Source organism: Corynebacterium alimapuense, from assembly GCF_003716585.1.
Classification (GTDB): domain Bacteria; phylum Actinomycetota; class Actinomycetes; order Mycobacteriales; family Mycobacteriaceae; genus Corynebacterium; species Corynebacterium alimapuense.
Genome location: NZ_PTJO01000001.1, coordinates 177,265 through 190,780 on the forward strand (window position 1 = coordinate 177,265; position 13,516 = coordinate 190,780).

12 protein-coding genes are annotated in these 13,516 nt (G+C 58.4%); 3 read left to right on the plus strand and 9 right to left on the minus strand.

Features of this window, described 5'->3' with window-relative positions:
- Window positions 1–12 precede the first annotated feature (12 nt).
- On the plus strand, window positions 13–1,413 hold the full coding sequence (locus C5L39_RS00835) for an AI-2E family transporter (RefSeq protein ID WP_123046999.1): 1,401 nt from the start codon (window positions 13–15) through the stop codon (window positions 1,411–1,413).
- Window positions 1,414–1,416: 3 nt separating this feature from the next.
- On the opposite strand, the gene C5L39_RS00840 is transcribed toward C5L39_RS00835, so the two are convergent.
- The 8 genes from C5L39_RS00840 to C5L39_RS00875 are packed head-to-tail and all read right to left on the minus strand — an operon-like array spanning window position 1,417 to window position 8,738.
- Window positions 1,417–1,992, minus strand: coding sequence for a nucleosidase (locus tag C5L39_RS00840; protein ID WP_123047000.1), 576 nt, complete (start codon window positions 1,990–1,992; stop codon window positions 1,417–1,419).
- Between the two features lie 57 nt (window positions 1,993–2,049).
- Window positions 2,050–2,997, minus strand: a complete 948-nt coding sequence (locus tag C5L39_RS00845) for a sulfite exporter TauE/SafE family protein (protein WP_123047001.1) — start codon at window positions 2,995–2,997, stop codon at window positions 2,050–2,052.
- Window positions 2,994–3,734 carry a sirohydrochlorin chelatase gene (locus C5L39_RS00850; RefSeq protein ID WP_123047002.1) on the minus strand — a complete coding sequence of 247 codons (741 nt, stop codon included), beginning with the start codon at window positions 3,732–3,734 and terminating at the stop codon, window positions 2,994–2,996. The genes C5L39_RS00845 and C5L39_RS00850 overlap by 4 nt, the downstream gene beginning before the upstream one ends.
- 7 nt (window positions 3,735–3,741) lie before the next feature.
- The gene (locus tag C5L39_RS00855; RefSeq protein ID WP_123047003.1) at window positions 3,742–5,037 is read right to left on the minus strand and encodes a sulfate adenylyltransferase subunit 1; all 1,296 of its coding nucleotides are present in this window, start codon (window positions 5,035–5,037) and stop codon (window positions 3,742–3,744) included.
- Complete coding sequence (cysD, locus tag C5L39_RS00860; protein ID WP_123047004.1) at window positions 5,037–5,951, minus strand: sulfate adenylyltransferase subunit CysD; 915 nt, start codon at window positions 5,949–5,951, stop codon at window positions 5,037–5,039. Before cysD ends, C5L39_RS00855 begins: the two co-directional genes overlap by 1 nt.
- Window positions 5,951–6,736, minus strand: coding sequence for a phosphoadenylyl-sulfate reductase (locus C5L39_RS00865; RefSeq protein ID WP_123047005.1), 786 nt, complete (start codon window positions 6,734–6,736; stop codon window positions 5,951–5,953). Before C5L39_RS00865 ends, cysD begins: the two co-directional genes overlap by 1 nt.
- A complete protein-coding gene (locus tag C5L39_RS00870) occupies window positions 6,733–7,038 on the minus strand; it encodes a hypothetical protein (RefSeq protein WP_123047006.1) in 306 nt (101 codons plus the stop codon). Before C5L39_RS00870 ends, C5L39_RS00865 begins: the two co-directional genes overlap by 4 nt.
- Window positions 7,035–8,738 (minus strand): nitrite/sulfite reductase, encoded by a 1,704-nt coding sequence (locus tag C5L39_RS00875; protein WP_123047007.1) that lies wholly within the window; start codon window positions 8,736–8,738, stop codon window positions 7,035–7,037. Before C5L39_RS00875 ends, C5L39_RS00870 begins: the two co-directional genes overlap by 4 nt.
- 385 nt (window positions 8,739–9,123) lie before the next feature.
- Here C5L39_RS00875 and C5L39_RS00880 point away from each other — a divergent pair, with 385 nt between their 5' ends.
- Window positions 9,124–10,518: an FAD-dependent oxidoreductase gene (locus C5L39_RS00880; protein WP_123047008.1), complete on the plus strand. Its 1,395-nt coding sequence runs from the start codon at window positions 9,124–9,126 to the stop codon at window positions 10,516–10,518.
- 201 nt (window positions 10,519–10,719) lie between these two features.
- On the opposite strand, the gene adhP is transcribed toward C5L39_RS00880, so the two are convergent.
- Window positions 10,720–11,748 carry an alcohol dehydrogenase AdhP gene (gene adhP / locus C5L39_RS00885; RefSeq protein ID WP_123047009.1) on the minus strand — a complete coding sequence of 343 codons (1,029 nt, stop codon included), beginning with the start codon at window positions 11,746–11,748 and terminating at the stop codon, window positions 10,720–10,722.
- A gap of 372 nt (window positions 11,749–12,120) precedes the next feature.
- Between adhP and C5L39_RS00890 the strand changes: the two genes are divergently transcribed.
- The gene (locus C5L39_RS00890) at window positions 12,121–13,008 is read left to right on the plus strand and encodes an IS5 family transposase (RefSeq protein ID WP_123047010.1); all 888 of its coding nucleotides are present in this window, start codon (window positions 12,121–12,123) and stop codon (window positions 13,006–13,008) included.
- The last annotated feature ends 508 nt before the right edge of the window (window positions 13,009–13,516 follow it).

Consider the following 13,516-nt stretch of genomic DNA (forward strand, 5'->3'; position numbering starts at 1 on the left):
ATGGGAACACTTATGAGCAAAACACCAGATTCTAAGCAACCGGGCGATCACGACGTAGACCCGCGTGACCTCGCAGATGTTGTTGTGGATGCCCCTGAGCGTCCCGTTCTTCCCAGCGATGATGAAGGGAAAACCGACCGAGCAATAGTCATCGGCCGCGACGGTCGATGGGCCGCTGGTTGGGCATTAAGATTCATCATCTTCGTCGCCGCAGGCTATATCGCACTGGAGATGCTCGGCACAGTATGGGTTGGCCTCCTGCCCATTTTGCTTGCGATCTTGGTGAGCACCTTCCTCTGGCCCGCAACCGCCTTCCTGCGCCACAAGGCTAAGTTCCCACCGGCACTGGCTGCTGTGACCACGTTGCTGGGTTTCATCATCATCTTCACCAGCGTCTTGGCTGCTATGGCACCGATTATTCGGAACCAGAGCAGCGAGCTAGCCGACCAGGCTTCCGAGGGTGTCAACCGCATTTTCGAGTGGGCTCAAGGTGAACCATTCAACCTTGATCTCAGTCAGTTTGACGGGCTCGTCGACAACCTCGTCTCGTTTATCCAAGGCCAGTTCTCTAGCATCGCCTCCGGATTGTTCACCGGTATCTCCGCCGCTACCTCGGTAGCAGTGACTTTAGTAGTAATGCTGGTGCTGACCTTCTTCTTCCTCAAAGACGGCGACCGCTTCCTGCCATGGATGCGCCGTAATGTCGGCGCCAACGCTGGCTGGCATCTCTCCGAGGTTCTTACTCGTACGTGGAACACCCTGTCTGGATTCATCCGTACTCAGGCGTTGGTCTCTTTCGTGGACGCAGCCTTCATCGGTATCGGCCTAATGATTCTTGGGGTACCGCTGGCCTTCGTACTTGCGGTTATCACCTTCTTCGCTGGCTTTATTCCCATTGTTGGTGCAGTCACTGCAGGTGCTTTGGCAGTGATCATCGCACTGGTGACCAACGGATTCACCAATGCGCTGATGGTGCTTCTTCTGATCCTCTTGGTACAGCAGCTTGAGGGCAACGTCCTCCAGCCCATCTTGCAATCCAAGGCAATGAACCTGCATGCTGCCATCGTCTTGCTCTCAGTGATGGTCGGTTCCACGCTCTTCGGCATTATTGGTGCCTTTTTGGCTGTACCGATCGCTGCCACCCTGGCAGTATGGTTCCGTTACCACTCCGAGTTGGTTGCGCTCAGAGCCGGTGAAATCACCATCGATGATATCGAGATTGCTACGTCCAAGGGCAGCAGCATCACCTCCAAGGAGGCTATCGACAATCTGCGGGAACGGTTCAGTTCCATGGTCCGGACTGCACCCGGCTCAGATGGAAAAGAGGCTAAAGACGAAGAAGATACCGATGGATCTGACCACCGGCATCTGCTTCCCCGCTTCCGCAAAGTCTCCGAAAGCGATCCTGAATAAGTTCTAGAACCCTAACCGTTCAACGGCCTCCGATAGCTGGTGAGCACCCCGATCAAGGGAGCTTGCCCAGCCGGAGGCCGTTTCTTCGTTTGCATGGTCGGAGATCTGCTTAAGCAAAGTCACCGGCACTCCGAAACGGCGAGCCACGGCGACCACGGCATAGCCTTCCATGTCCACCAGCCCGGCGCGCTTAGCTAGCCGGTCTCTGGTCTGAGTGTCTTCGACGAAGGTATCGCCAGTGGCCAGCTGCGCGGTGGGCAGGAGTCCGGAGACCTCCAGGTTGAACTCAGCTGGTAGGAAATTCTCCGCGACTCCGGGCACCGCTTCAGAATTGAAATCGTGCTTATGCACCTGGGTGATTTCAAAGACACCGTCGGGGTGCTCATCGCGCAGTGCACCTGCGGTGCCAACATTGATGATTCTTGAGGGCAGGCGGTCCTCAGCGCGGGCTTGAACGAGGGTTTCAGTCAGAGTGATAGCGGCGGCGAGGGTACCGATACCGGTGATCAGCAGTGGTGTCCCCTCCGGAAGCTGGGTGACTTCTCCGGGAACAGCGGCAACAAACAAGGGTGCATTCATTCGCACGAGTCTACGACATCACTCGTCGGGAATCCCCCGTTAGCCGCTAGCCGAAGGCTATTGGGCGGGCTGCTGGGTGAGAGAGGAATCCGTGGACTCTGGGTCAACCGAAACTCCAGTGACCGTCGGGCTCTCCGCGTTGCGGGCTGCCACGGCTCGGCGGTAACCAAGTGCCGATAGGTACAGTCCAACGATCAATACCAGGGCACGTACTATCCATCCGGCAATACCGTCCACGCCCAGGGGCCCGAGCACATTCGGCAAGTTCAGCATCACCAAGAAGGTACCCACCACTCCTCCGAGCATGGCTGGATCAAGTCGACTGACCAGCCAAGCAGCGATTGGCGCTGCGATGGAGCCGCCGATCAGTAGTGCTGCCACGGCTGCCAGGTTGTCCACCAGATCTGACCACATGCCCAGTGCAAACCCGGCGGTAGCAGCGGCGGTAACGAGGAACTCGGCGGTGCTGACTGTGCCGACGACCCGTCGAGGCTCAGTCCGACCGAGTGTCAGCAGAGTAGAGGTAGTCACAGGTCCCCAGCCGCCACCGCCGGAAGCATCGATGAAGCCTCCGAATAGACCTAGGCCGCTGAGGAAACCAGTGCTGTGTTGCGACCCATCGAGGCGACGACGCACTCGTCCTCGGGAGAACCGCCACACCAGGTTAATGCCGATCGCACTGAGGATGGCGGCAGTGATGGGGACGGCTGCCTCGGTGGAGATCTGCGAGAGAAAAGTAGCTCCAGCAAAAGCGCCAATTGCTCCCGGGATCGCTAGGCGGAAAACAATACGCCAATCCACATTGCCGAATTTCCAATGGCTAAAACCGGAGACCAAGGTGGTCCCGAGCTCCGCGGTGTGAACTACAGCTGATGCCTGGGCAGGTCCTAGACCTGCGAGAATAATCAGGATGGTGGTGGAGGTGGCGCCGAAACCCATGCCCAGGCCACCGTCGACAAGCTGGGCGGCAAGACCTGCGATAGCAATGAGAATGAGAGTGGTCATGTCTCAGAACCTCCAAGATGACTGGGCGATGAGTTCACAGCAACGTGGTAGCGAGCAGCAACAATGTCAGCCACCACAGTGCCCAAGGGTCCGGATGCGGTCATCGTGGTACCTGTGGCTGAAGCGATGTCTTGGAGTCGCTCGGTGAGTTTGTCCAGCAATAGGCTGCGGGTGAAAAACAGGGGAAGAAGGTGGATCGCTCGGTGTTTCAATGCCACCTCGATCACTCCGGCAGGACCGGTTCCAGCTCCGCCAGTGGCAACAACTGATTCGGCGCTATGTCCTGTGGCCACACCGACTCTGGCGGCCAGCTCCGCCACCGCAGCATTGGCGGCTTGGTCAGAGGAACCAACGGAATAGAGCACAATGTGTGCACCCTGAGGTGCCTCGTGGTTGACGCGCTCGCTAAGCATGTCGACCATGTCGGTTCCTGTGCCGACGGATTCTGCAGCCAGTAGCTCAATACCACTGGTTTCCCGAGCTTGAGCTAATGCCGCCGGAACATCATGGCGAGCATGGAAGGCAGAAGTAAAAAGCAGCGGGACGACCACCGCGCGGGTAGCTCCGGCGGCGTCAAGCCTGACAGCCGCCTCAGACAATGAGGGGCTCTCGAAATCCAGGTGGGCGGCCAGCGCTGGTTCACCGATCTGTGCAGCGACAAACTTCGCCAGCCGCTCGATTCCCTTCCCCGCCAATGCGTGGCGGGATCCATGGGACAAGGTGATCAGCGCGGTCATGGTTGTCTCATTCCTCCCGCAAGCGGTGACCCACTAGGCCCGCGGCCAGAGTGTTGCCGGAAGCCTGGTCGATCAGGAGGAAGGAGCCCACCGCGCCACGGGCGGCGTAGCCCTCGATAGGAAGTTCTGCGGCAACCTCAACGGTGATGTGGGCGATGTCGTTGAGCCCGAAGTTCTCGGAATCAATTTGATCGGCAACTCCATCAATGTCGAGTACTCGGTCTACAGACGAGATTCGGCCGCGTACCAAAGAGGTGCCGTAGCGAACTTTCACTGGAGCGCCAGCTTTCAAGGGGCGCTCGGCTAGTGCGACGACGGTGGCGTCGAAACGCCGGACTGGCTCTGGACGGATCGGACCAGAAATCAGGTCGCCGCGGATCAGATCAATCTCATCGGCCAGGCGCAGGGTAATCGAGTCGCCAGCAACGGCGCTCTCACGCGGACCATCTGCAGAATCAATGTGGGTGACAGTGGTAGTACGTCCTTGCGCGATAGTGATCTCATCACCAACGCTGACCCCGCCGGCTTCGATCCGACCGGCATATCCGCGGTAGTCGGAGGAATGCTCACGGATGACCCACTGGATGGGGAAACGGAAATCTAGGTCGTGGGCGCGGCCACGGGAGACGGTAATGCCCTCCAGAATCTGGAGGACCGTCGGGCCCTGGTACCAGTCCATTTCGGTGCTGGTCTCGACGACGTTATCGCCCTTCAGCGCGGAGATCGGCACCACGTGGGAATCCGGCACGCCCAGTCGAGCAGCAGCAGTGATGAAGTCAGCTTCGATGCTTCGGAAGATCTCCTCGGAATAATCCACCAAATCGATCTTGTTCACTGCCAGGATGACGGTGCGCACCCCCAGCAGGGCGGCGACGGTCAGGTGGCGAACGGTCTGCTCGACAACGCCGTGACGGGCGTCGACTAGCAAAACCACCACCTGGGAGGTGGACATGCCAGTGACGGTATTGCGGGTGTACTGCACATGGCCCGGGGTATCAGCCAGGATGAAGGTTCGCTGGTCGGTAGCAAAATAGCGATAAGCCACGTCGATGGTAATGCCCTGTTCGCGCTCGGCGCGTAGGCCATCAACGAGCAGGGAAAGATCCACTCCATCGAAACCACGGTCGGAAGAAGTGCGCTCGACAGAGGCGAGTTGGTCGGCCAGCACGGATTTGGTGTCATGGAGCAGTCGGCCCACGAAGGTGGATTTTCCATCGTCGACGGAACCAGCGGTGCACAGGCGCAGTGTCTCCCGGTGGGCGAGAACTTCGGTGGCGGTGTGATCGATTGCAGGCGCACTCATCAGAAGTAGCCCTCCTTTTTGCGGTCTTCCATGGCGGATTCGGATAGGCGATCATCGGCGCGAGTGGCACCGCGTTCGGTCAAGCTGGAGGTGGCGATCTCGGCGAGGACGTCGTCGATAGTGGTGGCTGCGGATTCGACAGCTCCGGTGCAGGACATATCGCCGACGGTGCGGAAACGAACCTGACGGGTGACAACTTCTTCCTTGCCGCGAGGTCCTCCCCACTCACCTGGAGTCAGCCACATGCCATCGCGGCTAAATACCTCACGGTCATGGGCAAAGTAGATGGGGGGAAGTTCGATGCCACGGGCACCGATGTACTCCCAGACATCCGCCTCAGTCCAATTGGAAATCGGGAACACGCGAATGTTCTCACCTGGTAGCTTTTCGCCGTTGTATAGGCTCCACAGCTCCGGGCGCTGACGGCGCGGGTCCCAACCTCCGAAAGAGTCACGGACAGAAAAGACGCGCTCTTTTGCTCGTGCCCGCTCTTCATCGCGGCGCGCACCGCCGAGGACGGCGTCATAGCCTTGTTCCGCAATCGTCTCCACCAAGGGAACGCTTTGGAGCGGGTTGCGAGTGCCATCGGGACGCTCGACAAGGTCGCCGCGATCAATCCAATCCTGAACCTTGGCTACTCGCAGGCGAGCGCCAGTGTCTTTGACCAACCGGTCGCGGAACTCCAGGACTTCGGGGAAGTTATGGCCGGTATCAACGTGAAGTAGCTCGATCGGGATCGCCGCTGGGGCGAAAGCCTGACGGGCAAGCTCAAGCACCACGCAAGAATCCTTGCCACCGGAAAACAGCAGGCCGATGGAATCAAACTGTCCGGCGACTTCGCGCAGGATGTGGATGGATTCGTTTTCGAGATCAGCTAGGTGGGGGGAGAGTTTTCTCTGGGTCACGGTAGTCATCAGTGGAGTCCGCATTCTGTCTTGTCGTTGCCGGCCCAACGGCCAGCCCTGGGGTCGTCGCCTTCGGCGACCGGAAGGGTGCAGGTGGCGCACCCAATGGAGGGGTATCCACGGGTGGTCAACGGGTGTCGGATCAGGCCGTTATCGACGATGAAGTCTTCGGTCTGCTCCAATGACCAGGTAATGATCGGGGAGATTTTCAGCCGGCCAGTGCCATCTAGCGACAGCGCCGGCGCGTGTGCTCTGGTCGGCCCATCTGCCCTGCGTAGGCCGGTAACCCAGCCGACATAGGGGCTCAGGCTGACTGCGAGCGGCTCGACTTTGCGCATCCGGCAGCAGGCCGTCGGGTTAGAACGATAGAGATCTTTCCCATAGGTCTGATCCTGTCCTGTGCGAGTGAGCAAAGGCAGTGCGGTCACCAAGCGCTGGGAATAGCGAGTATCTACTTGTTCAGCGACCTCGATGGTCTCGTCAAAGTGATATCCAGTATCCAAAAAGAGCAGCTCAGCCTCCGGCAAATGGGCACCGGCGAGCTCTGCGAGGACGGTGTTTTCCATCGACATCGTGACCGCAATAGCACCAGGTGCATAAGTGTTTGCCCAGTCGAGGATGTTCTCCGCGGTCTCATCGTAGAGTCGCTGCGCCCATTGCTCGACCAGTTCAGCGTTGCGCTCGGCGATCTCTGTGCTGAGCGGTTGCGTGCTGTGATCGCCGGTGGGGCTCACAGCTGGATCGCGCAGCTTTTTCGCTGCACCACCGCCGAGCAGGTTAATGCTGCTGGTCATCGGTTATTCACCTTTTTCTGCCGGAGCTGTTCGGATACTTCTTGGGCCCGCTCTTCTGGAAGTGCTGCGGTATGGCCATGCTTAGCCAAAGAATCTTGAACTGCTTGGCTGGTAGAACGAGCCGGCGCAGGACGGTGTACTGGATCGTTCTGGCCGTGATAGCGGACCGAAAACACGCGAGTGCACTCGGAGCAGGACCAAGCAAAATCATCTTCTACCGCGGGAAAGAGCATTTCCCCAGCGCAATAGGGGCAGTAGAGCGGGTGGTTTCGGTTGGGATTAGGTGCTCGGCGGAAACTCATTTGAGAGCCTCCTCTTCAGCGCGCTGAATCCACTCTTGGAAGGTCTCGTCCGGGGTGCGCTGCTGTTTGAAATGACTGACTACTCGGACGACATAGTCGCCGACTTCATCTGCAATGACCTTGTGGCCTTTGACCTTGCGGCCGAAGTTGGCATTGACGTTCATGGACCCACCCAGGTGAACCTGGAAGCCTTCGACGCGGTTGCCCTCGGCATCGGTAACCGTCTGTCCTTTGAAACCAATATCGGCGACCTGAGTTCGGGCGCAGGAGTTCGGGCAGCCGTTGAGCGCGATGCGCACGGGTACATCGATGTCGCCAATGCGCTCCTCGAGCTCATCGACCAATTCCACTGCGCGGGACTTCGTGGTGGCGTGCGCGAGCTTGCAAAACTCCAAGCCGGTGCAGGAAATGATATTTCGGCGCCACTCCGAAGGCTTAGAAAACAGACCGACCTCATCGAGCGCCCGACCAAGATCCGCCAGGTCCGTGCGCTCGACATCGAGGAATACCAGTTCCTTTTCCGCGGTAGTACGGATCCGGCTAATACCGAAGCGCTCGGCAACTGCAGCGATAGCAATCAGTTGCTCACCGGTGGTGTGCCCGACGGTGGGCTTAACGCCGAGGTAGAACTTGCCGTCTTTTTGCGGATGAGCACCAATATGGTCGCGGTAGCCGGGATTGATCGGCTGATGCGGGCCATCGATGAGCTTGTGTCCGAGGTACTCGGTTTCTAGTACCTCGCGGAACTTCTCGATGCCCCACTCTGCCACCAGGAATTTCAAGCGAGCACGGTTGCGCAGGCGACGATATCCATAGTCGCGGAAAATCCGCGCCACGCCGGCCCATACCTCGGGCACCTCATCTATGGGCACCCAGGCACCGAGCGACTGAGCGATCATTGGGTTGGTGGAAAGTCCACCGCCGACGTAGCACTCAAAGCCTGGGCCATACTCTGGATGCACCGAGCCGATGAAGGAAATGTCCTGGATCTCGTGGGTAACATCCTGGCGAGAGTGCCCCGAGATCGCGGACTTGAACTTGCGCGGGAGGTTGTGGAACTCCGGGTTGGGCACTAGATCGCGCTGGATGATCTCGATGGCCGGGGTGGCGTCGATAATCTCTTCGGCGGCGACGCCCGCGACTGGCGAGCCGAGGATGACGCGCGGAACATCTCCGCAGCCCAAAACGCTGGTCAGACCGACAGCTTCGAGCTTTTCCCAAATCGCCGGAACGTCTTCAATCCGGAGCCAATGCAGCTGAATGTTCTGGCGATCGGTGAAATCGGCGGTGGAACGAGCATAATCGCGGGAAATCTCGCCGATTACGCGCAAGCGTTCTGGGGAGGCCAGCCCACCATCAATGCGCACGCGCATCATGAGGAACTTATCCTGCAATTCGGCATCGGAGACCTGGCCGGTCAATTCGCCGCCGAGGTCCTGGCGACGCTGGGTGTAGATTCCCAGCCATTTAAATCGTGGCGCGATGTCATCGGCAGGGATGGAATCAAAGCCCTGCTTGGAGTAAATATCAATCACTCGCTGCTTAACCGCGAGGACGTCTTCTTCCTGCTTGACTTCCTCGACGTGGTGGAGTGGTGCCTTACCGTCGATCTTCCACTGCCCCTGCGGCTTCGGGGTGCGCTTGGGACGCTTTCCTCGTGCTGGGGCAGCCTGTGTCGTGGCATTTGTGGTGGGTGACATCAAGGCTCCTCTCAAATGTGAACCAGTCGGTCTATTCAAAAACATGTCAGCCGCCTAGAATCTCGATAATTCCAGTGCGGCAAACGCTTGAACACGTACGGTATGCGTACCAGTCTGTCTACGCAAGGGGTAGATTTTCCCCTTTCACAATCAAGACTCCCACCAGATCCCATATACCCATTCTGAACTGCACTTATCAGAGATATAGGACTACCTCTAGCGCGAGTATCATTGCCTGAAATAAAAGATATTTTGAATAAAACTGACTAGATACCTTTACCGGAATGACTCCGAGTGCTAACTTCATGAACCAAGCGGTCTACTAGAATCCCGCACATACCCGCCAACCCGGCCCAGTCGCGGCCCTTCCCGAAAGGTGAGCAGCATGACCGAGAAGACCACCACCTCACTGCCCCCACTGCGCGTCGCCGTTATCGGTGCCGGGCCCGCCGGTATCTACGCTTCGGACCAGCTAATCCGCAATGGCGAGCGGGAAGTGTTGGTAGACCTTTTCGAGCAGATGCCCGCCCCTTTCGGCCTCATCCGCTACGGCGTAGCTCCGGATCACCCACGTATCAAGGGCATCGTTAAATCCCTGCACAACGTACTGGACAAGCCCCAACTACGGCTACTGGGCAATATCGAAATCGGCCGAGACATTACCGTCGAGCAGCTGCGTGATTATTACGACGCTGTCGTTTTTTCTACCGGCGCAGTGCGCGACCGCGCTTTGAATATCAAGGGAGTGGATCTACCTGAGTCTTATGGCGGTGCTGATTTCGTCGGCTTCTACGATGGCAACCCCCGCTTCGACCGCGATTGGGATCTCTCCGCCAAGCAGGTAGCGGTTATCGGCGTGGGCAACGTCGGCCTAGACGTGGCGCGCATCTTGGCCAAGACTGCTGATGAACTCAAAGTCACCGAGATCCCCGACAATGTCTACGAGTCATTGAAGAAGAACCAGGCCACTGAGGTACATGTCTTCGGACGCCGCGGCCCAGCCCAAGCAAAATTCACCCCGCACGAGCTCAAAGAACTCGATCACTCCGATAACATCAACGTGGTCGTTGATCCGGAAGATATCGACTACGACGAGGCCTCTGAGCAGGCACGTCGCGGATCCAAGTCTCAGGATCTGGTCTGCCAAATCCTCGAGGGCTATGCCCTCCGCGAGCCCAAAATCGCCCCGCATACCTTGCAGATTCACCTCTTCGAGCAGCCGACCGAGATCCTGGAGAAGGACGGCCACGTCGTCGGTTTGCGTACTGAACGCACTGCACTCGATGGCAATGGCGGTGTCACCAGCACCGGCCGCACCACCGATTGGCCGGTCCAGGCGGTCTACCGCGCGGTAGGTTATCGCTCAGAAGCCATCGAAGGCGTGCCCTTCGATTCGCAGTCCAATGTCATTCCCAACGACGGCGGTCGGGTGCTCACCGCACCCGGCGCCCAGCCGGTGCCCGGCCTCTATGCCACCGGCTGGATCAAGCGTGGACCCATCGGTCTAATCGGCAACACCAAGTCCGATGCCAAGCAGACCACCGACATGCTGCTTGCCGACGCCGCCGAGGGCCAGCTCAGCCCGCGTCTGCACGAAGGCCCGGAAGCCATCGTGGAGTTCTTGGAGCAGCGCAACATTGCCTACACCACGTGGGAAGGCTGGTACCGGCTGGATTCTCAAGAACGAGCCCTTGGCCAGGAAGAAGGCCGCGAGCGCAAGAAGATCGTTGACTGGGAAGAAATGGTCTCCCACGCTCGCGCTATCCCGGTGTGCATCTAATTCGCCCTCAAATTACGTGCATGACCTGGCTCTAGCCATCCCGTTGAGGTTTGCCGAACGCACCTACCGGAGATAACGGATGGCGCGACTCATTGGCAAAATCGCCACACAGGCCGCCCAAGAGAATTAATAGCCGGCACAGCCCCCTGAGGGGGGCGTGCCGGCTATTAGCTTCAATCAGTCGAGATGGAAACCAGGCAACTAGTAGCGGATGGACATGCGTCCCTCAACCTTGCCGTGGCGCAATTCCTCGAATACAGCATTGACGTCATCGAGCGTGCACTCAGCCACGGTGGGCTTGATCATGCCGCGAGCGTAGAAATCCAGCGCCTCTTCCAGGTCTTGGCGGGTGCCGACCAGGGATCCACGAATGGTCAACGCCTTGAACACGATGTCGAAAATCGGGGCGGGAAAGTCTCCCGGGGGAAGTCCGTTGAACACAATGGTTCCGCCCTTGCGCGCCATGCCGATGGCCTGGCCGAAGGCTTGCGGGTGAACAGCGGTGACCAGCACGCCGTGGCTTCCGCCGCCAGTGTATTCCTGGACGGCTTCCGCCGGATCCGCGTGCTTGGCATTGACCACAAACTCGGCACCATGACGCTTGGCCAGCTCGAGCTTGTCATCGGCGATGTCCACGGCGATGACGCGCATGCCTAGTGCGACGGCGTATTGGACTGCGATATGGCCAAGACCACCAACACCGGAGATGACCATGAACTGGCCGGGCTTGGTCTCGGAGACTTTCAGTCCCTTGTAGACAGTGACGCCGGCGCACAGGATCGGGGCGACCTCCACGGGGTCTGCACCCTCGGGAATGCGGGCACAGTAGCGAGTGTCGACGAGCATGTAGTTACCGAAGGAACCGTCTACGGTATATCCGCCGTATTCAGCTTCATTGCACAGAGTCTCCCAGCCTGTTCGGCAGTGCTCACACGTTCCACAGGCTGACCAAAGCCAGACATTGCCAACGATGTCGCCAACGCTGACGGTGTGGTTTCCGGGGCCAAGTTCAATGACTTCACCGACTCCTTCGTGTCCGGGCACGAACGGCGGAGCGGCTTTGACCGGCCAATCACCCTCGGCTGCGTGGAGATCGGTGTGACAGATTCCGGAGGCTTGAACCTTGACCAGTGCTTGATGGCGGCCTGGTGTCGGCATCTCGACATCGCGGACGTTCAGGGTGGGGCCGAATTCCTCGACTACTGCGGCGCGGAACATTGTGTCAGTCATGATGACTCCTTATTGGGTGTCGGGCTGAAGTGGTTCCACCACCCTAGAGACAATTTATAGTGTTCGCCATCACATTCCTTATTGGAAATGATGTTCATCACATAAATCGTGACGCATCCTATAGATTATCGCGCGCACAGGACATAAATAGTTCCCTCACCTGGCAATTTAGAAATTCTCCCAGCCACTACTCACTCACTCAATGCGTAGCTTATGGAAATAGATTGATCTCTGGAATTCTTCATGTCCGGCGATGGACCTAGGTCCTGTTATAAAAGTCAGCACCTAAGGGTGTTGCGGTCACACCACATAAGGGAACTCCTGTGATAGCGAAGAAAGTACCAACCATTTCCACTGCCACAGGAGTTCTACTTGCCCACCCTAAACGTTGAAACCCGCCACGACCTCACCGACACCCAATGGAATGTGCTTGAACCGCTGCTACCAGCACCGACACACCTCGGTCGACCCTGTCGCTACCGGCTACGTGACCTGATCAACGGCATCCGGCACCGCATTCGGATCGGCTGCCCCTGGCGGGATGTACCTGCCCGGTACGGCCCCTGGTGGCGGGTCTACGCACTGTTTAAGACCTGGCAGTGCTCCGGGATGTGGGCACAGATTGAAGCCACGTTGCAGTCGAAAGCTGATGCCCAGGGCACACTCGGTTGGGACCTGGCAGTGGATTCCACCACCAGCAGGGCTCATGTCCATGCTGCCGGAGCCCGGCGGGACTCACCGCAGCACGTTGAAGGCGAACCTGCTGATCACGCGTTGGGCCGGTCACGGGGCGGGTTTTCCACCAAGATTCACCTGGCCTGCGACGGCTACCTGCAGTCGGTGTCGTTTACGATCACCGCTGGTCAGGCCGGGGATTCCCCGCAACTGACCGAGGTACTCGACCGGATTAAGGTCGACAGGCCCGGACGGGGCCGGCCGCGAACGAGACCGAACCGGGTGCTGGCGGACAAGGCTTACTCGTCGAAGGCGATTAGGGCGCATCTGCGCCGTCGTGGGATCAAGACCACGATCCCAGTCAAAGAAGACCAGGCCAAGCATCGTAAAGCCCGTGGTCACCGAGGTGGGCGGCCACCGGCCTTTGATGCCGAGGTGTACAAGGCCCGGAATGTGGTGGAGCGGTGTTTCAACGCGCTCAAGCACAAACGTGGTGTGGCCACCCGTTATGACAAACTCGCTGTCCGTTTCGAGGCCACCGTCCGAGTCGCGAACATCGATCGCTGGCTCAAACGACTTTCATAACAGGACACTAGTCGCTTTTCATTGTTTTACGGCGCTGAAACAACACGTAGATCCCCCAGATCAGGAGGCCAACAATGGGGAAAAAGAGTACTACAAATCCCCAAAGCAGTGCCGAGGTTATCCCTCTAGACCGGTTCTCAAAAAGAACGACGAAGAGAACCAAACCCAGGTATATTAAAGGTATAATTAACCATGCAATGTCAGCAGCCCAGGAGATCGTGACATCATTTTTGGCACTAAGCAAAACAGGCGCCACCGATATGTCCAGAAGGCGAAGATGAGCCAGGTCGGGTAGTCTGCTTTGCGCAAGCAAAGTGCTGCGTCCCAGGAATCCAATCCTGAGCGTTCCAGATCTTGAAGTGCCCTTGCGCTGCCGATACCCCACGGTCCCCGTAATTTACGGCGCCCTGAGCGGTGATCCCGTGGTAAGAGTAGCCAGGTGCTACAGACTCGCCGCTTGAGCCAGTGATTGAGTGAGAGGTAATTCGGCCATTATTTGCACACCAGT